Annotated in this window: 13 protein-coding genes and 1 pseudogene; 13 read left to right on the forward strand and 1 reads right to left on the reverse strand. The window is 64.1% G+C overall.

The genetic code is table 11. The features are described 5' to 3' along the window. Position 1: 1 nt before the first annotated feature. From AC0ZT5_RS21630 to AC0ZT5_RS21655, 6 genes and pseudogenes are all read left to right on the forward strand, one after another. Complete coding sequence (locus AC0ZT5_RS21630) at positions 2–922, forward strand: ABC transporter permease (protein WP_457152088.1); 921 nt, start codon at positions 2–4, stop codon at positions 920–922. Continuing rightward, positions 915–1,715, forward strand: a complete 801-nt coding sequence (locus AC0ZT5_RS21635; RefSeq protein ID WP_477306677.1) for an ABC transporter permease — start codon at positions 915–917, stop codon at positions 1,713–1,715. The genes AC0ZT5_RS21630 and AC0ZT5_RS21635 overlap by 8 nt, the downstream gene beginning before the upstream one ends. A gap of 23 nt (positions 1,716–1,738) precedes the next feature. Next, a pseudogene (locus AC0ZT5_RS21640) lies at positions 1,739–2,772 on the forward strand (ABC transporter substrate-binding protein). A gap of 64 nt (positions 2,773–2,836) precedes the next feature. Continuing rightward, complete coding sequence (locus AC0ZT5_RS21645) at positions 2,837–4,033, forward strand: serine hydrolase domain-containing protein (protein ID WP_488498087.1); 1,197 nt, start codon at positions 2,837–2,839, stop codon at positions 4,031–4,033. Between the two features lie 92 nt (positions 4,034–4,125). Continuing rightward, the gene (locus AC0ZT5_RS21650) at positions 4,126–5,313 is read left to right on the forward strand and encodes a serine hydrolase domain-containing protein (protein WP_488498088.1); all 1,188 of its coding nucleotides are present in this window, start codon (positions 4,126–4,128) and stop codon (positions 5,311–5,313) included. 150 nt (positions 5,314–5,463) lie between these two features. Beyond that, entirely contained in the window at positions 5,464–7,788 is a 2,325-nt protein-coding gene (locus tag AC0ZT5_RS21655; protein ID WP_488498126.1) for a Tex family protein, read from the forward strand. On the opposite strand, the gene AC0ZT5_RS21660 is transcribed toward AC0ZT5_RS21655, so the two are convergent. Beyond that, entirely contained in the window at positions 7,789–8,679 is an 891-nt protein-coding gene (locus AC0ZT5_RS21660; RefSeq protein WP_488498089.1) for a LysR family transcriptional regulator, read from the reverse strand. Between the two features lie 154 nt (positions 8,680–8,833). Here AC0ZT5_RS21660 and AC0ZT5_RS21665 point away from each other — a divergent pair, with 154 nt between their 5' ends. From AC0ZT5_RS21665 to AC0ZT5_RS21695, 7 genes are all read left to right on the forward strand, one after another. Beyond that, positions 8,834–10,024: an acyl-CoA dehydrogenase gene (locus AC0ZT5_RS21665; RefSeq protein ID WP_488498090.1), complete on the forward strand. Its 1,191-nt coding sequence runs from the start codon at positions 8,834–8,836 to the stop codon at positions 10,022–10,024. Between the two features lie 112 nt (positions 10,025–10,136). Beyond that, positions 10,137–13,496: a transglutaminase family protein gene (locus tag AC0ZT5_RS21670; protein WP_488498091.1), complete on the forward strand. Its 3,360-nt coding sequence runs from the start codon at positions 10,137–10,139 to the stop codon at positions 13,494–13,496. 6 nt (positions 13,497–13,502) lie between these two features. Further along, a complete protein-coding gene (locus AC0ZT5_RS21675; RefSeq protein ID WP_488498092.1) occupies positions 13,503–15,914 on the forward strand; it encodes a circularly permuted type 2 ATP-grasp protein in 2,412 nt (803 codons plus the stop codon). 67 nt (positions 15,915–15,981) lie between these two features. Beyond that, positions 15,982–16,866 (forward strand): transglutaminase family protein, encoded by an 885-nt coding sequence (locus AC0ZT5_RS21680; RefSeq protein ID WP_488498093.1) that lies wholly within the window; start codon positions 15,982–15,984, stop codon positions 16,864–16,866. Positions 16,867–16,965: 99 nt separating this feature from the next. Beyond that, on the forward strand, positions 16,966–18,057 hold the full coding sequence (locus AC0ZT5_RS21685) for a DNA topoisomerase IB (protein WP_488498094.1): 1,092 nt from the start codon (positions 16,966–16,968) through the stop codon (positions 18,055–18,057). 107 nt (positions 18,058–18,164) lie between these two features. Beyond that, on the forward strand, positions 18,165–18,539 hold the full coding sequence (locus AC0ZT5_RS21690) for a YciI family protein (protein ID WP_095084477.1): 375 nt from the start codon (positions 18,165–18,167) through the stop codon (positions 18,537–18,539). Then, entirely contained in the window at positions 18,536–19,810 is a 1,275-nt protein-coding gene (locus AC0ZT5_RS21695) for an RNA polymerase sigma factor (protein ID WP_488498095.1), read from the forward strand. The genes AC0ZT5_RS21690 and AC0ZT5_RS21695 overlap by 4 nt, the downstream gene beginning before the upstream one ends. The last annotated feature ends 63 nt before the right edge of the window (positions 19,811–19,873 follow it).

A 19,873-nucleotide genomic window follows, 5' to 3' on the forward strand; every position in this document is an offset into this window, starting at 1 on the left:
GATGGCGACCGCAGAGGAAGTCGCCAAGGCAGCAGAGCGGCGCGATATCCGCGATCGCTGGCTTTTGTCAGCCCCAGCACTGCTGGTCATTTTTCTCGCCGCGACCGGCCCGTTGCTGATCGTGCTTGTCTATTCGTTCCTGACGCCCGGCGCCTATGGCGACGTGAAGTGGCAGTTTTCATCCGATGCCTGGTTGTCGGTGTTCATGGAACGCGACATTTTTGACGATACGCTTTCTCTCGCGGCAGCGCATGTCACCATCTTCTGGCGCTCGATCAAGCTTGCCGTGGTGACCACGCTCGCCACATTGGCGCTCGGTTTCCCGACCGCCTATTTCATGGCGACACGCAGCGAAAAGACCAGGGATCTCTGGCTCTTCCTGATCACCATTCCGTTCTGGACCAACCTTCTGATCCGCACTTTTGCCGTGCTGCAGATCATCCGCAACGAAGGCATCGTCAACACGATCCTGCTCAAGCTCGGCATCATCTCGGCACCGATCCAGATCCTTTTCACCGATACGGCGATCCTGATCGGCATGGCCTATGTCTATCTGCCGCTGATGGTGCTGCCGATCTACGCCAGCATGGAGAAGCTCGATTTCCGGCTGGTCGAGGCGGGCTACGATCTCTACGCGACACGCTTCAAGGTGCTGCGGAAGATCATTTTCCCGCTGGTCAAACCCGGCGTCATCGCCGGCTCCATCCTGGTCTTCATTCCAGCACTCGGCGCCTATGTGACACCAAGCGTGCTTGGCGGCGGCAAGAATATGATGCTGTCCAACCTTATCGAATTGCAGTTCGGCCAAGGCCGCAACTGGCCGCTCGGTTCAGCGCTGTCGATCGCCGTCATGATCATCGTGATGGTGGCACTGCTTGCCTATGTGCGCAATGCCGGAACGTCGGGGGTGCGTCATGGCTAGCAATTTCTCCATCAAGCATCAGCCGGGCTTTACCGCGATCGCGGCGACCTGCTTCGTCTTGCTCTACCTGCCCATCATCGTGCTGGTCGTCTATGCCTTCAATGCGGCGAACTCGACATCGGAATGGGGCGGCTTCTCGCTCAGATGGTTCCAGTCGGCGTGGCAGAACACGCAGGTCATCGATGCGACCCTGCGTTCGTTCCAGATCGGCGCCACCGCCGCGGTGTTCTCGACCATCTTCGCCACCATGGCCGCGCTCGCCACGACGCGCACGGCGCCCTATCCGGGTCTGACGTTCAAATATGCGGCGATCAACCAGCCGCTGATGGTGCCCGAGATCGTCACCGGCGTGGCGTTGCTGATCTTCTTCTCGCGCATCAAGATCTTCACCGGCTATTCCGGCCTCGGCTACCTGATCGCCGCGCATACGGCGTTCTGCATTCCCTTCGCCTATCTGCCGATCCGGGCGCGGCTGGAGAACATGGATCTGACGCTGGAGCGCGCCGCGGCCGATCTCTACGCGACGCCGTGGAAGACCTTTCGCCGCATCACGCTACCGCTTTTGTGGCCCGGCATGCTGGCCGGACTGATGCTGGCCTTCGTCATCTCGCTCGACGACGTCGTCATCACCGAGTTCGTCAAATCCGGTGGCCAGGACACGCTGCCCACTTACATGCTCGGCCAGATCCGCCGTGGCGTAACACCCGAGATCAACGCGATATCGACCGCTTTCCTGCTGCTCTCGGTCGCGATCGTCACGTTGTTTTTCTTCGTCAGCAGGAAACGAAACTGAAACCAACAATGGGAGTTAGAACGATGAACTGGAAGACAACAGCGACCGCCATGGGGTTGGCGTTGCTCGCTTCGACGGGCCTGGCTCGCGCCGATGGCGAACTGAACATCTACAATTGGGGCAACTACACCAGCCCCGATGTGATCAAGAAGTTCGAGGACAAATACAAGATCAAGGTGACCATCACCGACTACGATTCCAACGACACCGCGCTCGCCAAGATCCGGCAGGGCGGCACCGGCTTCGACATCGCCGTGCCATCGCAGACCTACGTGCCGATCTGGATCAAGGAAGGCCTCCTGCTCGAAACCGATCCGGGCAAGATGGAGAACTTCAAGAACGTGGCGCCGGAATGGGCCAATCCTGAATTCGATCCGGGCCGCAAATATTCGGTGCCGTGGGCGTGGGGAACGATCGGCGTCGTCGTCAACACCGATGCCTACAAGGGGCCGGCCGATACGTGGGGCATCGTCTTCAACACGCCGACGAGCTGAAGGGCAAGGTCAACGTCGTTCCTGAAATGAACGATGTCATCTTCGCGGCGATCAAATATGCCGGCGGCCAGCAATGCACCGACGACAAGACGGTGCTGAAGAAGGTGCGCGACCTGCTGGTGGCGGCCAAGCCGAACTGGATCGCGATGGAATACAACACCATCGAAAAGATGGTACCCGGCGACTTCAAGGCGACCAGCGACTGGAACGGCTCGGCGCTGCGCCAGCGTCTGGCCAACCCGGCCATCCATTACAACTATCCGAAGGAAGGCTTTGGCCTGTGGAGCGACAATGTCGTCGTCCTGAAGGAAGCCAAGAACGTCGAGAACGCCAAGCTGTTCCAGAACTTCATCATGGATCCGGAAAACGCGGCTGGCCTCTCGGCCTTCCACCGCTACGCCAACGCCATCACCGGCTCGGACAAATACATGCCGGCTGACATGAAGGACGCGCCGGAAGTCGTCATTCCGGCCGACGCCAAGCCGAAAGGCGAATTCCAGAAGATGTGCGCGCCGGAAACGCAGGAACTCTACACGAAGATCTGGACCGAACTGCAGAAGTAATCGCTGCATGACAGACCCGGCGGCACACGCCGCCGGGTCTTTTCTTTTCCGGGAATAGCTTTTCATGGACTCCTATCGCAACAGCGATCCGCGACCGCCGATCATGCAGGGCTCGCCGCCTGCCATGGTGCTGCCTAAGCTCGACTGGGACCGGCCGCCATGGAACCGGTGGGCGTTCCAGCATGTCCGAGAGTTCCTGCCGACGGCCGAAGTCTGGCGCGGCAATGGCCATCGCCATCGCTTCGAACGCGCCGAAGTCGATCTCGACGGACTGGCGGTCGAGGACAGCACGGGCCAGCCGACGACGCTCGCCGGGTTGCTCGACGAGACCTATACGGACGGCTTCCTGGTGCTCAAGGACGGCAGGATAGCCTATGAGCGCTATTTCAACGGCATGGGCGAGCGGTCGCTGCACCTGTCGCAGTCGATGGCCAAGTCGGTCACCGGCTCGGTTTTCGGCATACTGGTCGGGCGCGGCCTGATCGATCCGGCCAGGCCGGTGACGGACTACCTGCCGGAACTGAGCGTCACCGGCTGGGCGGGAGCCAGTGTCCAGCACGTGCTCGACATGACCAGCGGGGTGCGTTTTTCCGAGGAATACACCGACCGCTATTCGGACATCGGTCAAGTCGATGTCGCGACCGGGTGGAAACCGGTGCCGCCGGGCAGCGATCCGGCCTTTCGCTGGCCCTCGCACATGTTCGAACTGATCCTCGGCCTCACGGAAACGATCCGGCCGCATGGTGCGGCCTTCGAATATCGCTCGATCGAGACCGATGTGCTCGCCTTCATCATGGAGCGGGTGACGGGCAAGCGTCTGCCACAGCTGGTTTCGGAAGAACTCTGGCAAAAGCTCGGCGCTGATGAAAGCGCCTGTTTCACCGTCGACAGTGCCGGCTATGCGGTCGCCGATGGCGGCTTCAACGCGACGCTGCGCGACTATGGCCGCTTCGGCCAGCTGATCCTCGACAATGGCGGCGGCGTGGTGCCGGCCGACTGGATCGAGGCAACGCGCAACGGCAGGCACGGGCCGGACTTCAATCCCAGCCTGCCCGAAGGCAGCTACCGCAACCAGTTCTGGATCGAGGATCCGCGCTCGCGCGCGCTGATGTGCCGGGGCGTGTTCGGACAGATGATCCACATCGACTGGAACACAAGTATGGTCGTGGTGAAGCTTTCGACTTATCCGGATTTCAGCAATGTCGCCTATTCGGTGGCGACGGTGAAGGCCGTGCATGCCATCGCTGCGGCACTTGCCTGAGAGGCTGCTTGAAAGCCCACTCCGGCGGCCATCGCCGGAGCGACTTTCGAAACAGCCTCTGAGAAACCCAAAGAAATCCGGAAGGAAACGCCATGACCGGCAAGACCGCGTTCGAGACCCGCTACGGCTTCCGCCGCAATGAGGTGCTGCTCGCTAACTGGCGCGAAAACCCGTTCAACCGGTGGTCGTTCCAGAATCTCGGCGAGCTGGTGCCGACGGCGCCCGTGGCAGCCGCGCCGGATGGTGTCGAGGCACCAGTAGAGGATATCAGCGCCCTGCTGGGCGACAAGGTCACGATCGCCGGCGCGCCGCAGACGGTGGCTGATTTTCTCGCACGCTCGAGCACCGACGCGCTGACCGTGATGAAGGGTGGCAAGGTCATCGGCGACTGGTTCGCGCCGCATATGGATTTCGGCGCCCGCCACATCATCTTTTCGATCAGCAAGTCGCTCACCGCCATTGTCGCCGGCATATTGGAAGGCGAGGGCGTGTTCGACCCGGAAGCGCCGGTGACGCAGTACATTCCGGAAGCCGCCGGCTCGGCCTATGCCGACGCGAGCGTGCGACATGTGCTCGACATGAGCGTCAGCCTCGATTTCGAGGAGGCCTATCTCGATCCGGAAAGTGCCTTTGCTCGCTACCGCCGCGCCACGCTGTGGAATCCGGGCGGTGGCACCGAAAGCCTGCGCGAATTCATCCTGACCTTGCAGCGCCTTGCCGAGCCGCATGGCCAGACCTTCCGCTACCGCTCGCCCAATTCCGACCTGCTCGGCATCCTGCTCGAGCGCGCCTCGGGCCAGCGCTTCACCGACCTGATGCGCGAGAAACTGTGGCTGCCGCTCGGCGCCGTCAGCGAAGCCTCGATCGGCGTCGACATGGAAGGCACGGCGCGCACCGCCGGCGGCATTTCGGTGACGCCGCGCGACCTGGCGCGCGTCGGCGAGATGATGCGGCAAGGCGGCACGGCCAATGGCCCCCGCATCGTGCCGGAAGCCTGGGTGCGCGACACGACCGCCACCGGCGGCAATTCGGAAGCCTGGCAGCGCGGCGCGATGCTGCCGCTGTTTCCCAAGGGCCGCTATCGGAACAAATGGTACCAGACAGGTCTGCCGGGCGGCGCCTATTGCGGCATCGGCATCCACGGCCAATGGCTCTATGTCGATCCCAGGACCGAAGTGGTGATCGCCAAGATGTCGTCGCAGCCGGAGCCGGTCGACGATCCGCTCGATATCGAGATCGTCGCCTTCTTCGAGGCGCTGAGCCGGATGGTCTCAGCCTGACCCTGATCTCAGCACACCTTGGACCGCGCCTGATCGCCAAATCAGTGCGCGCTTTCCTGTGGACCCGCCGGGCTGATGAAAACGCGGCGGTTGGCGGACTGAATGTCTGCGCCTATGGTCGCCGCTCTTTTCGACGAGAGCAGGAACGACATGGCATCCGAGATCAAGCGCATCGCAGCCATCATTGCGGCCGAGATCACCGCGCGGCCCGAACAGGCCGCGGCGGCGATCGAACTGCTGGACGAGGGCGCGACGGTGCCGTTCGTGGCACGCTACCGCAAGGAAGTTACAGGCGGGCTGGACGACACGCAGTTGCGCCTGCTTTCGGAGCGTCTCGCCTATCTGCGCGAACTCGATGCGCGCCGCGACACTATCCTTGGTTCCATTCGCGAGCAGGGCAAGCTGACCGACGAGCTTGAAGGCAAGATCGTCGCCGCGACCACCAAGGCGGAGCTGGAAGATATCTATCTGCCCTACAAGCCCAAGCGGCGGACCAAGGCCGAAATCGCCAGGGAGCGCGGGCTGGGGCCGCTGGCGGAAGCCATCCTCGCCGACCGTTCGCTGGTGCCGGCCGAACTGGCGCTGGCCTATGTCACCGACGAGGTTGCCGACGCCAAGGCAGCGCTTGAGGGCGCGCGTGACATCCTGTCGGAACAGTTCGCCGAGAATGCCGACCTGGTCGGCAGATTGCGCACCTACATGAAGGAACGCGCCTTCATGCGCGCCAAGGTGGTCGACGGCAAGCAGGAGGCCGGCGCGAAATTCTCCGATTATTTCGACCATGTCGAGCGTTGGGCAAATGTGCCGAGCCACCGCGCGCTGGCCATGCTGCGTGGGCGCAACGAGGAAGTGCTATCGCTCGACATCGAGGTCGACGCCGACGATGCTTCGCCGGTGAAGCCGGTCGAGCGGATGATCGCCAACGCCTATGCCATCGGCGGCAGCCTGCCCGGCGACCGCTGGCTGATGGAGGTGGCGGGCTGGACCTGGCGGATAAAACTGTCGCTGCACCTGACGCTCGATTTGATGCGGGATCTGCGCGAGCGGGCGGAAGAGGAAGCGATCCATGTCTTTGCCCGCAATCTGAAGGATCTGCTGCTCGCCGCGCCCGCCGGCTCGCGTGCCACCATGGGGCTCGACCCCGGCATCCGCACCGGCGTCAAGGTGGCGGTGGTCGACGGCACCGGCAAGGTGCTGACGACGACGACGGTCTATCCGTTTCCGCCCAGGAACGATGTGCGCGGCACGCAGGCGGAGCTCGCAAAACTCATTCGCCTGCACAAGGTCGAGCTGATCTCGATCGGCAACGGCACCGGCAGCCGCGAGACCGAAAAGCTGGTCGCCGACATGCTGTCCGATTTGCCGGCGGATGGTGGGCCGAAGCCGCTCAAGGTGATCGTCAGCGAGGCCGGCGCCTCGGTCTATTCAGCATCGGCGACGGCGGCGGCGGAATTCCCCGGCCTCGACGTGTCGCTGCGTGGCGCGGTGTCGATCGCCCGACGGCTGCAGGATCCACTGGCCGAACTGGTCAAGATAGAGCCGAAGTCGATTGGCGTCGGCCAGTACCAGCACGATGTCGACCAGTACCGGCTTGGCCGCTCGCTGGAGGCGGTGGTCGAGGATGCGGTCAATGCCGTTGGCGTCGATCTCAACACCGCCTCGGCGCCGCTGTTGGCCCGCGTTTCGGGCCTTGGCGCATCGCTGGCCGACGCCATCGTCGCGCATCGCGATGCGACCGGACCGTTTGCCAGCCGGAAAGATCTGCTCAAGGTGCCCCGCCTTGGACCTCGCGCGTTCGAACAATCCGCCGGCTTCCTGCGCATTGCCAATGGCGGCGAGCCGCTCGACGCCTCGTCGGTGCATCCGGAAGCCTATGGCGTGGCCAAGAAGATCGTCGCCGCCTGCGGCCGCGACGTGCGCGCGCTGATGGGTGACAGTGCCGCGCTGAAGGCACTCGATCCGCGTGTCTTCGTCGATGAGCGTTTCGGCTTGCCGACGGTGCGCGACATCCTGGCGGAGCTCGAAAAGCCCGGCCGCGATCCGCGCCCCGGTTTCAAGACGGCGACCTTCGCCGACGGCATCGACGACATCAAGGATTTGAAGCCCGGCATGCTGCTGGAAGGCACCGTCACCAATGTTGCCGCCTTCGGCGCCTTCGTCGATATTGGTGTGCACCAGGACGGGCTGGTGCATGTCTCGCAACTGGCCGACCGTTTCATCAAGGACGCGCATGAGGTGGTCAAGGCAGGTGACGTGGTCAAGGTGCGCGTCGTCGATGTCGACATCAAGCGCAAGCGCATCGCCCTCTCTATGCGCAGGGATGGCGGCGAGGGCGGCGCATCGAGAAGCGGGCCACATGACACCATGGGTGGCAAGCCAGCGCCGCGTTCGCCCGCACCGCAGCGTCAGGCGGAACGGCCGGCGCAGCAAGGCGCGTTCGGCGCGGCGCTGGCCGATGCGCTGAAGCGGAAGTAGCTACTCGGCCAGATGATTGAGCAGCCAGTCGCGAAAGCTGGCGACCGGCGGGTGGCCGCGCTTGTCGTGCGGGACGACGAGATAATAGGCGCTGCGGCTTTGCATGGGCTGGCCGGGCGCGGGCACCAGTTGGCCGCGCTGCAATTCGCCAGCGATGAGGATCAGCGGCAGCAAGGCGACGCCGAGCCCCGCCATGCAGGCCTGCGCGGCGGTGCCGAACTGTTCGAACTGCATTCCCGGTCCGGTCGGCGCGCTCAGGCCCTGGTGCTCGAACCATTCGGTCCAGGCGCCTGGGCGCGTCGTCATGTGCAGCAGCGGCAAGCGGCCGATATCGGCCGGCGTGGCGATGGCGCGGCCGGCGAGAAATTCGGGCGACACGACCGGTGCCACCGTTTCGCGCACCAGCAGCGTCGAATCGGCCTCCGGCCAGTCCGGCAGGCCGTAGTGGATGGCGGCATCCAGCCGCTCGCGGGCGAAGTCGAAGCGGCCGACGCGGGTGACGAAGTTGATGGTGATGTCGGGATTGGTTTCGACGAAATCGGGGATCATCGGCATCAGCCAGCGCGTGCCGAAGGTCGGCAAGATGGCAAGGTTTAGGATGCCGCTATGCCGATTGCTCATCAATCCAAGGGCGGCGTCACGCAACTGGCCAAGCGCTGACCGCACCGCATCGGCATAGATTTCGCCCGCCGTCGACAGCCTGACATTGCGGCTGTCACGGTCGAACAGCCGGCGGCCGAACTGGTCTTCCAGCAATCTGATCTGCCGGCTGACCGCGCCCTGGGTCAGATCGAGCTCCTGGGCGGCGGCGGTGAAACTGCCGAGGCGGGCCACTGCCTCGAAGGCGGCAAGGGCGCTGATGTTGGGTAGGAGGCGACGCTGGACACTCATCATCCATTACTAACGCTCATTGATCGGCGAAGCAATTTCGTTTGATTTTTTCGGGCCGCGGGCCGATAAGCCGGGCCAAGATTTTGCTTCATGCATGTCGTCATCCCAAAACCGCTGACACTTTTGGGCGACCTGCATCAGTTGGGAGAGAGCCATGGCCGACGACAAGAATGCATTTGTCTGGGAAGACCCGTTCCTGATCGAGGACCAGCTTTCGGAAGACGAGCGCATGGTGCGCGATGGTGCCGCGGCCTTTGCCGCCGACAAGCTGGCGCCGCGGATCGAGGACGCCTATCTCAACGAGACCTTCGACACGGCGATCTTTCGCGAAATGGGCGGGGCCGGCCTGCTCGGCATCACCATTCCCGAGGAGTTTGGCGGGCTTGGTGCCAACTACGTGACCTATGGGCTGGTGGCGCGCGAAGTGGAGCGCGTCGATTCCGGCTATCGCTCGATGATGAGCGTGCAGTCGTCGCTGGTGATGTATCCGATCTACGCCTATGGCTCCGATGAGCAGCGCAAGAAGTATCTGCCCAAGCTCGCCAGCGGCGAGTGGATCGGCTGTTTCGGCCTGACCGAGCCGGATGCCGGCTCCGACCCGGGCGGCATGAAGACGCGCGCCGAGAAGACCGCCAACGGCTACAGGCTCTCCGGCTCGAAGATGTGGATTTCCAACTCGCCGGTCGCCGATGTGTTCGTCGTCTGGGCGAAATCATCGGCGCATGACAACCAGATCCGTGGCTTCGTGCTGGAAAAGGGCATGAAGGGGCTGTCGGCGCCGACGATCGGCGGCAAGCTGTCGCTGCGGGCTTCGATCACCGGCGAAGTGGTGATGGAAGGCGTCGAGGTCGGCGAGGACGCGCTTCTGCCCAACGCCAAGGGCCTTGGCGGCCCGTTCGGTTGCCTCAACCGCGCCCGCTTCGGCATTTCCTGGGGCTCGATGGGTGCCGCGGAAGATTGCTGGCACCGCGCCCGCCAGTACGGTCTCGACCGCAAGCAGTTCGGCAAGCCGCTGGCCGGCACGCAGCTTTACCAGAAGAAGCTCGCCGACATGCAGACCGAGATCGCGCTTGGATTGCAGGCGAGCCTGCGCGTCGGGCGGCTGCTGGATGAAGGCAAGATGGCGCCGGAGATGATCTCGATCGTCAAGCGCAACAATTGCGGCAAGGCGCTCGACATCGCCCGCCAGGCCCGAGACATGCATGGCGGCAACGGCATCCAGATCGGTTACCACGTCATGCGCCACGCGCAGAACCTGGAGACGGTCAACACCTATGAAGGCACGCATGACGTGCATGCATTGATCCTGGGACGGGCGCAGACGGGCCTGCAGGCGTTTTTCTAGGCCGGCAACACCTGTTTAAATTAGGTGCACCGCAACATCTCTGCTTGGAGAATGGCCGCCATTTGTGTCAGGGTTCAGCGAAATCGTTTGAAACGCTGAATTCCGGGGCTCCATGGCAATTCTGGCAGCTGTCTACCACCTGACCCATTACAAATATGACCGGCCGGTGGTTCTCGGGCCGCAGATCATCAGGCTGCAGCCGGCGCCGCATTCCCGCACCAAGGTGTTGAGCCATTCGCTGAAGGTCGAGCCGGCGAACCACTTCGTCAATCTGCAGCAGGATCCTTACGGCAACTTCCTCGCCCGTTTCGTCTTTCCCGAGCCGGTGACGGAGCTTAAGATCGAGGTCGACCTCGTCGCCGACATGACGGTCTACAATCCGTTCGATTTCTTCGTCGAGCCGTCGGCCGAGGCATTTCCGTTCGAGTACCCGGAAGAGATCCGAGACGATCTTGCCATCTACCGCACGCCGGAGCCGGCAGGTCCGCTGCTTTCGGCCTTGCTTGCGACCATCGACCGCAGCGCAAAGAATACCGTCAATTTCCTCGTCGATCTCAATGCCCGGCTGCAGCGCGAAATCGCCTATATCGTGCGCATGGAGACCGGTGTGTTCTCGCCGGAAGAGACGCTGGCCGCGAAAAAAGGCTCGTGCCGCGATTCAAGCTGGCTGCTGGTGCAGATCCTGCGCAATCTCGGCATCGCCGCGCGCTTCGTGTCCGGCTATCTGATCCAGCTCAAGCCGGATCTCGTCGCGCTGGACGGACCACCTGGCACTGCGGTCGACTTCACCGATTTGCATGCCTGGTGCGAGGTCTATCTTCCCGGCGCCGGCTGGATCGGCTTCGATCCGACCTCCGGCCTGCTCACCGGCGAGAGCCATGTGCCGCTCGCCGCCACGCCGCATTTTCGCAATGCCGCTCCGATTTCCGGCATGGCGAGCTTTGCCAATGTCGAGTTCGGCTTCGAGATGCGGGTCGACCGTATCGCCGAACATCCGCGCATCACCAAGCCGTTCTCGGATGAAAGCTGGCAGGCGCTCGATGCGCTCGGCAACAAGGTCGATGCAGCGCTTGCGGAAGGGGACGTGCGGCTGACGATGGGCGGCGAGCCGACCTTCGTCTCGATCGACGATTTCGAATCCGCGGAGTGGAACACCGCTGCCGTCGGGCCGACCAAGCGCGAAAAGGCCGATGCGCTGATCCGACGGCTGCGCGAACGTTTCGCGCCGGGCGGCTTTCTGCATTACGGCCAGGGCAAATGGTATCCGGGCGAGAGCCTGCCGCGCTGGACCTTCTCGCTCTACTGGCGCGCCGATGGTGAGCCGGTGTGGAGCGACCCGTCGCTGATCGCGCGGGAAAAGAGCGAGGCCGATGTTGGACCGAAGCAGGCCGAGAGCCTGCTGACCGCGATTGCCGGCGAGCTTGGCATCGAAAAGTCCATGGTCAGCGAAGCCTATGAGGATCCGGCCGAGTGGCTGCTCAAGGAAGGCAAGCTGCCCGACAATGTCGATCCGTCCAATTCCAAGCTGGAGGATCCGGAAGAGCGCAGCCGCATGGCGAAAGTGTTCGAGCGCGGGCTGACCCAGCCGTCGGGCTATGTGCTGCCGGTACAGCGCTGGAACAGCCAGGCGTCGGGACCACGCTGGCGTTCGGAAAAGTGGAAGACGCGGCGCGGCCGGCTGTTCCTGGTGCCGGGAGATTCCCCGGTCGGCTATCGCTTGCCGCTTGGCACGCTTCCCTATGTGCCGCCGGCGCAGTTCCCCTATATCGTGCCGGTCGATCCGTCGCTGCCGCGCGGGCCGCTGCCGGCGCGCGATGCGATCCTGCCCGAATCGGCTCCGGCCGAATTCGAAGGCGCCGACGAAATGGCGCGACGCCAGCAGGCGGTGTCGTTCACCGCGGCAAGCGGCCAACAGGACCGGGTCGAGCAAGAAATCACCGAGATCGGCGGCGCGGTGCGCACCGCACTCTCGGTCGAGCCGCGCGACGGGCGGCTCTGCGTGTTCATGCCGCCGGTCGAGGCGCTGGAAGACTATCTCGAACTCGTCGCTGCCGCCGAGAATGCAGCGCGGGCGATCGGCCTGCCGGTGCATATCGAAGGCTATGGTCCGCCGCACGATCCGCGCCTCAACGTCATCCGCGTCGCGCCCGATCCCGGTGTCATCGAGGTCAACATCCATCCCGCCGCCAACTGGCAGGATTGCGTGGCGACGACGACGGCGATCTATGAGGAGGCGCGTCAGACCCGGCTTGGCGCCGACAAGTTCATGATCGACGGACGCCACACCGGCACGGGTGGCGGCAATCATGTTGTCGTCGGTGGCGCGACACCCAATGACAGCCCGTTCCTGCGCCGGCCCGATTTGTTGAAGAGCCTGGTGCTGCAGTGGCAGCGGCATCCGTCGCTGTCCTACCTGTTCTCCGGCCTGTTCATCGGCCCGACCAGCCAGGCGCCGCGCTTCGACGAAGCGCGTCACGACTCGCTCTACGAGCTCGAGATCGCGATGGCGCAGGTGCCGCATCCCGACCAGGGCGCGGCACCTTTGCCGTGGCTGGTCGACCGTCTGTTCCGCAACCTGTTGACCGATGTCACGGGCAATACGCACCGCTCGGAGATCTGCATCGACAAGCTGTTCTCGCCGGACGGACCGACCGGTCGGCTCGGCCTGGTCGAGTTCCGCGGCTTCGAGATGCCGCCCAATGCGCGCATGAGCTTGGCGCAGCAGCTCTTGGTCCGTGCCATTATTGCCCGCGCGTGGAAGAACCCGCTCGACGGCCGCTTCGTGCGCTGGGGCACCTCGCTGCATGATCGTTTCATGCTGCCGCACCATGTCTGGGCGGATTTTCTCGACGTGCTCGACGATCTCAAGCTCAGCGGCTTCGAGTTCCGTCCGGAATGGTTCGATGCTCAGCTCGAATTCCGCTTCCCGTTCTGCGGCGAGGTTCAGCACGCCGGCATCAAGCTGGAACTGCGGCAGGCGCTCGAGCCGTGGCACGTAATGGGCGAGCAAGGGGCGATCGGCGGCACCGTGCGCTTCGTCGATTCCTCGGTCGAACGGCTGCAGGTCAAGACCGAGGGGCTGAACCCCGAGCGTCATGCTGTGGTCTGTAACGGCCGCATCGTGCCGATGAAGGTCACCGACAACCGCGAGGTGGCGGTGGCGGGCGTGCGCTTTAAGGCGTGGCAGCCGGCTTCGGGCCTGCATCCGGCGCTGCCGGTCAACACACCGCTGGTCTTCGACATCTATGACCGCTGGTCGGGCCGCGCGGTCGGCGGCTGCGTCTACCATGTCGCGCATCCGGGTGGGCGCAACTACGATACGTTCCCGGTGAACGGCAACGAGGCGGAAGCACGGCGGCTCGCCCGCTTCGAACCGCGCGGCCATACGCCGTCCGGCTATGTGCTGCGTGAAGAACAACCGGCGGAAGATTTCCCGATGACCCTTGACCTTCGGCGGCCGGCAAGACTCTGATCAACGATGGCAAAGGGGAATCACAAGAGGGTACGCGGCAAGCCGCAGGTCCACAGCTTGCTGGAGCACTACCAGCCGATCGACGGCGTCGTCGACGAGATGGTCGACGCCTCAGGCAATCCCCGCCCGGTTTGGAAGCACTTCATCGAGGCGCTCGACGAACTGGGGGCTGAAAAGCTCGGCCAGCGATTCGCCCGCGCCGACCAGTATCTGCGCGACGCCGGCGTCTATTATCGCGTCTATGACAAGGCCGGCGCCAATGAGCGCGAATGGCCGCTGGCGCATGTCCCGGTTCTGATCGAAGAGGGCGAGTGGGCCGCGATCAGCGCCGGCCTCGTGCAGCGCGCCGAACTGTTCGAAGAGACGATTGCCGATATTTACGGGCCAAACCGGCTGGTCGAAAAAGGCATCTTGCCGGCGGGATTGATCGCGGCCAGCCCCGAATATTTGCGGCCTGTCGTCGGCACCAGGCCGGCGGGCGGCCATTTCCTGCATTTCTGCGCTTTCGAGCTCGGCCGTGGGCCCGACGGCCAATGGTGGGTGCTGGGCGACCGCACCCAGGCGCCATCCGGCGCCGGCTTTGCGCTGGAGAACCGCGTCGCCACCACACGCGCGCTGTCCGATATCTATGGCGAGATGCATGTGCATCGCCTTGCCGGCTTCTTCCGCCGTTTTCGCGATGCGCTGATCGGCATGGCCAAGGAAACCGAAGGCCGTGTCGCCATCCTGACGCCGGGGCCGCTCAACGAAACCTATTACGAACACGCCTATATCGCCCGCTATCTCGGCATCATGCTGCTCGAAGGCGAGGACCTGACCGTCTCCGGCGGCAGGCTGATGGTGCGCACGGTCTCCGGCCTGATGCCGATCAGCGTGTTGTGGCGGCGGCTTGACGCAGCCTTCGCCGATCCGCTTGAACTGCGCTCGGATTCGCAGATCGGCACGCCTGGCCTGGTCGAGGCGATCCGCCAGGGCGCGGTTGCGACCGTCAACGCGCTTGGCTCCGGCTTGATGGAAACACGCGCGCTGCTCGCCTTCCTGCCCAAGATTTCGCGCGCCTTGCGGGGCGAGGAATTGCTGCTGCCGAGCGTCGCGACTTGGTGGTGCGGGCAGGCGACGGAGCGCGCGCATGTCCTGGCCAATATCGACCGCATGGTGATCGGTCCGGCGCTGTCGACACGGCTTGCCTTCGAGGATGACAACCAGACGAAGCTCGGCTCGGCGCTGTCCGCCGGGGAACGGGCGGAGCTGGTGGCGCGCATCGAAGGCGAAGGCGGCGCCTTCGTCGGCCAGGAAGCGGTGACGCTTTCGACGACTCCCGTCTTTGTCGGCGGCTGGCTGGAGCCTCGGCCGGCGAGCCTGCGCGTCTATCTGGCGCGAACGCCCGAGGGCTGGACGGTGATGCCAGGCGGTTTTGCCCGCGTCGGCCTGTCGCTCGATCCGACGGCGATCGCCATGCAACGTGGCGGCCAGGCGGCTGACGTTTGGGTGGTCAGCGACAGACCGGTGGAGCGCGAGACGCTGCTGCCGCAAGAGGGCGACAGCTTCATCCGCACCAGGCCGGGCAGCCTGCCCAGCCGCGCGGCGGAAAACCTGACCTGGCTCGGCCGCTACATCGAACGGTCGGAAGACACGGTGCGCATCCTGCGCGCCTATCATGTGCGGCTCGCCGAGACCTCCGATCCTGACATGCCGCTGCTTGCCGACATCAGGGATTATCTCGAGCCTTTCGGCATCGACGTCGAGACGGCGATCCCGTTGGGACTGATCGGCACGCTGGATAGCGCCGTCTACAGCGCCGGGCAGATCCGCGACCGGTTCTCACCCGATGGCTGGCTGGCGCTCAAGGATCTGTCGAAGACCATCCATCAGTTCGCCACGACGGTGGCGCCCGGCGACGACGCGACGCGGGCCATGACGGTCATCCTGCGCAAGCTCGCCGGTTTCTCCGGCCTTTTGCATGAGAACATGTACCGCTTCGCCGGCTGGCGTTTCCTCGAGATCGGCCGGCGGCTGGAGCGCGGCATCCAGATCGCCCGCACGCTGTCCCGGCTGACCGGCGCCAAGGCGCCGGACGGCGCGCTCGACATGATGCTGGAGATCGGCGACAGCGTGATGACCCACCGCCGGCAATATCCGGTGCAGGCCGGCCGGCGCACGGTGGTGGACCTCCTGGCGCTCGACCCGCTCAATCCGCGCTCCATCCTGTTCCAGCTCGAAAGGCTGAAGGCAGAGATCGGCCTGTTGCCGTCGCTCGGCGGCGAGGGGCACATGTCGCCGGCGGCCAAAGAGATCCTGCAGCTCAACACCCAGATTGCCATCAAGGAGCCTTCGGACATGACGGCAAAGGCGCTGGACGATCTCGCCTATGAAATCGGCGGCCTCTACAACAGCCTTGCCAAAGCCTATTTCGGCTAGGCAGGTTCCGCAAAAGGGTCACATGGTTTTGCGACAAGACCCTGCGCCAAGACAAGAAAAGTAGCGCATGCTGTACGACATCCGGCTCCATCTCCATTACGACTATGCCGCGGCGGCCGGCGGCGGCCGCCACCAGATCCGCGTGCTGCCATCGACGATTTCCGGAGTACAGCGCGTCATCGCCGCGTCATTGTCCTTTGCGCCGGCGCCCAACGAGCGTTCGGATTTTTTGGACTTCTTCAGCAACAACGTCACCTCGATCGCCTTTCGCGACGCGCATGACGCGCTCGACATAAGGATGAGCGCACGCGTATCGGTGTCGCGGCCCGAGCCCGGGCTCGACGTGTCGCCCGATATCGGCCGGCTCAGGCAGGAACTCGCTGCGGTGCGGTCGCTGGCGTCGGATGCACCGCATCATTTCCTGACGGGCAGCACCCATGCCGGCATCGATGGTGCGATCACCCTCTATGCGCAAGGCAGCGTCGGCGGCTCCGCCGCCGGAACGGCGATGGACCTGTGCAATCGCATCCATCGCGATTTCACCTATGACGGCGAGGCGACGACGGTGCGGACCCGGGCCAGCGACGCCTTCAGGCTGAAGCGCGGCGTTTGCCAGGATTTTTCGCACATCATGATCGCCGGCCTGCGCGGGCTTGGTATTCCGGCCGGCTATGTCAGCGGCTTCCTGCGCACCATCCCGCCGAAGGGCAAGCCTCGGCTGGAAGGCGCCGATGCCATGCATGCCTGGGTCAAGGTCTGGTGCGGGCGCGACGCCGGCTGGCAGGAATTCGATCCGACCAACGGCATGCGGGCCAGCAACGACCACATCACCGTCGGCTACGGCCGCGACTATTCGGACGTGGCGCCGATCGTCGGCGTGCTCAAGACCACCGGCGGACAGGTGGGCGAACAGGCTGTCGACGTCATCCCGGTCGTGCTCGAAAAAGCCTGAAAGCAGGGTCGGTTCCCGCGCTGTCGCCGGCTTTTCGCACGACCTTTGGAACCAGCAATCGGCCCGCAGCTTATCTACGGATATTTGCGTGGAGCAGACATGCTGCAAAAATCCGGATTGTCGCACGGCCGGCCGGCTGACGAAGATGCTGTGCCGAAGAACGGAGCGCAAACCTCGGCCGATCATGCATCGCTTACCTATGTCAGCGATGCCGAGCCCGGTATAAGACGGCTTAAAACAGGCAAGGGGTTTTCCTACAAGGGACCGGACGGGCGGCCAGTTCCCGACGTCACGCGGGCGCGCATCGAGGCGATCGTCATTCCGCCGGCCTGGACGGATGTGTGGATTTCGCCGGACGCCCACGGCCATATCCAGGCGACCGGCAGGGACCAGCGCGGACGCAAGCAGTACCGCTACCATCCGCAATGGGCCGAAGAACGCGACGGCGCCAAATATTCGAGCCTTGTCGCCTTTGCGGAAAGCCTGCCGGCCCTGCGGCGCCGGATCGACAGCGATCTGCGCCGTCGCGGCCTGCCGCTGGAGCGTGTCGTCGCCGCCGTCGTCTGGCTGCTCGACAACACGATGATCCGCGTCGGCAACGCCGCCTACGCCCGCGACAACAAGAGTTTCGGGCTGACCACATTGCGCGACCGCCACGTCGACATCGTCGGTTCAAGCCTGCGCTTCGCCTTCAAGGGCAAGTCCGGCAAGGAGTGGAAGCTGAAGCTGGTCGATCGCCGCATCGCCGGGATCGTGCGCGGAGCACAGGACCTGCCGGGCCAGAAACTGTTCCAGTATCTCGATGAAGACGGCAACAGGCGGCCGGTCCGTTCAGAGGACGTCAACTGTTATATCAGGGAGGCCGCCGGCGATGCGTTCAGCTCCAAGCACTTCCGCACCTGGGGCGGCACCATCCACGCCGCGTCACTGTTTGCGCAGGCGGAATTGCCGGAAAGCCAGGCGCAGCAAAAGCGGGTGATGAACAGCGTCATCGACAAGGTCGCCGAGCGGCTGGGCAATACGCGCGCCGTCTGCCGCAAATGCTACATCCATCCGCAGGTGTTCGAGGCCTGGTCGCAAGGACGATTGCTCGACGAAATGGCGCAAGCCAACAAGCATAAGCGCTCGATAGACGGCCTCGATGGCGAGGAAGCTCTCGTGCTGCGATGGCTGACGGTGCGCGAAAGCTGACCGGCGGCAAGGGCGGTTACCAAATGCGCGGCACCCAGATTTTTTTATCGACGTCGTGTCGGGATCGGTCCTAGTGTTTCGTCCTTTGACAGAGAAAAGGACCAACCATGCTCTACGCAATCCTCTGCTATGCCTCCGAAGACGTCGTCAGCTCGTGGAGCAAGGCGCAGGACGATGAAGTCATAGGCAAGCTTCTCAACGTCCAGGAAAAGTACGTCCAGGCCGGACGACTTGGCCCGGTGGCGCGGCTGTTGCCGACCACGGCGGCAACGACGCTGAGAAAGGTCAAGGGCGAAGCCGTCGTCATCGACGGGCCTTTCGCAGAGACCAAGGAGCAGTTCCTCGGCTTCTACACGCTCGAATGCGCAGATCTCGACGAGGCTGTCGAGTTCGCCCGTGAACTGTCCGACGTCAACCCGAGCGGCGGCTCCTACGAGATCCGGCCGGTTCAGATGTTTCACACCAACAAGATTCCCGCATGACCGAACTCGCCTGGATAAGCTCGACAATCAACACCGCCCGTCCGCAGGCGATGGGCGCGCTGCTGCGTTATTTCCGCGATCTCGATACGGCGGAGGAAGCTTTCCAGGATGCGTGTCTCAGAGCCCTGAAGAACTGGCCGCAGAACGGGCCGCCGCGTGACCCGGCGGCCTGGCTGATCTTTGTCGGCCGCAACAGCGGCATCGATGCGGTGCGCAAGCGTGCCAAGCAGGCGCCGATGCCGGAGGAAGACCAGATCTCCGACCTGGAAGATGCCGAGAGCGATATGGCCGAGCGGCTGGACGGCGCGCATTACCGCGACGACATCTTGCGGCTGCTGTTCATTTGCTGTCATCCCGATCTGTCGCCGACGCAGCAGATCGCGGTGGCACTGCGCATCGTCTCGGGCATCACCGTCAAGCAGATCGCGCGCGCCTTCCTGGTCGGCGAAAGCGCCATGGAACAGCGCATCACCCGCGCCAAGGCGCGCATTGCGGACGCCGGCGTGCCGTTCGAGACGCCGGGCGCGGTTGAGCGCTCGGAACGGCTCGCCGCTGTCGCGGCCATGGTCTACCTGATCTTCAACGAGGGCTACTCGACCAACAGCGGCGAGGCGCCGGCGCGCGCACCGCTGTGCGAGGAGGCGATCCGGCTGGCGCGGCTTTTGCTCAGGCTGTTCCAGACCGAGCCGGAGATCATGGGACTGACGGCGCTGTTGCTGCTGCAGCATGCGCGTGCGCCGGCCCGTTTCGACGAAGAAGGTGAGATCGTGCTGCTCGAGGATCAGGATCGCAGCCTGTGGAGCCGCAAGATGATCGACGAGGGGCTGGCGCTGGTCGACAAGGCGCTGCGCCATCGCCAACCCGGCCCCTACCAGGTGCAAGCCGCGATTGCCGCGCTGCATGCGCGAGCCGACAAGGCCGAGGACACCGACTGGGTAGAGATCGATCTGCTCTATGGCCTGCTTGAACAGATGCAGCCGTCGCCGGTGATCACGCTCAACCGCGCGGTCGCGGTCTCAAAGGTGCGTGGACCGGCGGAGGCGCTCGCCATGATCGAGCCGCTCGAACAGAGGCTTTCCGGCTATTTCCACTTCTTCGGCCTCAAGGGTGGCCTATTGATGCAGCTTGACCGGGGCGAAGAGGCTCGTGTCGCCTTCGACCGCGCCATCGCGCTTGCCAACACGGCCGCGGAAGCGGCCCATATCCGCATGCATATCGACCGGCTGATGAAAGACGGTGCGGTACGGGGACCAGCCCGTACGGCGAAATGATTGACTTGCGGTCTGGTTCAACGGGTCTGCGCTCGGCTTGGACCATGCCGGGGTGGTGATTTT

The sequence above is a fragment of the Mesorhizobium sp. CNPSo 4670 genome (assembly GCF_057784235.1).

Bases quoted from the DNA above. Each gene is read 5' to 3' on its own strand.
- AC0ZT5_RS21690 (WP_095084477.1), top strand. From the start codon at position 18,165: ATGCTCTACGCAATCCTCTGCTATGCCTCCGAAGACGTCGTCAGCTCG.
- AC0ZT5_RS21685 (WP_488498094.1), top strand. From the start codon at position 16,966: ATGCTGCAAAAATCCGGATTGTCGCACGGCCGGCCGGCTGACGAAGAT.
- AC0ZT5_RS21675 (WP_488498092.1), top strand. From the start codon at position 13,503: ATGGCAAAGGGGAATCACAAGAGGGTACGCGGCAAGCCGCAGGTCCAC.
- AC0ZT5_RS21655 (WP_488498126.1), top strand. From the start codon at position 5,464: ATGGCATCCGAGATCAAGCGCATCGCAGCCATCATTGCGGCCGAGATC.
- AC0ZT5_RS21660 (WP_488498089.1), bottom strand. From the start codon at position 8,679: ATGAGTGTCCAGCGTCGCCTCCTACCCAACATCAGCGCCCTTGCCGCC.
- AC0ZT5_RS21645 (WP_488498087.1), top strand. From the start codon at position 2,837: ATGGACTCCTATCGCAACAGCGATCCGCGACCGCCGATCATGCAGGGC.
- AC0ZT5_RS21695 (WP_488498095.1), top strand. From the start codon at position 18,536: ATGACCGAACTCGCCTGGATAAGCTCGACAATCAACACCGCCCGTCCG.
- AC0ZT5_RS21670 (WP_488498091.1), top strand. From the start codon at position 10,137: ATGGCAATTCTGGCAGCTGTCTACCACCTGACCCATTACAAATATGAC.
- AC0ZT5_RS21665 (WP_488498090.1), top strand. From the start codon at position 8,834: ATGGCCGACGACAAGAATGCATTTGTCTGGGAAGACCCGTTCCTGATC.
- AC0ZT5_RS21680 (WP_488498093.1), top strand. From the start codon at position 15,982: ATGCTGTACGACATCCGGCTCCATCTCCATTACGACTATGCCGCGGCG.
- AC0ZT5_RS21630 (WP_457152088.1), top strand. From the start codon at position 2: ATGGCGACCGCAGAGGAAGTCGCCAAGGCAGCAGAGCGGCGCGATATC.
- AC0ZT5_RS21650 (WP_488498088.1), top strand. From the start codon at position 4,126: ATGACCGGCAAGACCGCGTTCGAGACCCGCTACGGCTTCCGCCGCAAT.
- AC0ZT5_RS21635 (WP_477306677.1), top strand. From the start codon at position 915: ATGGCTAGCAATTTCTCCATCAAGCATCAGCCGGGCTTTACCGCGATC.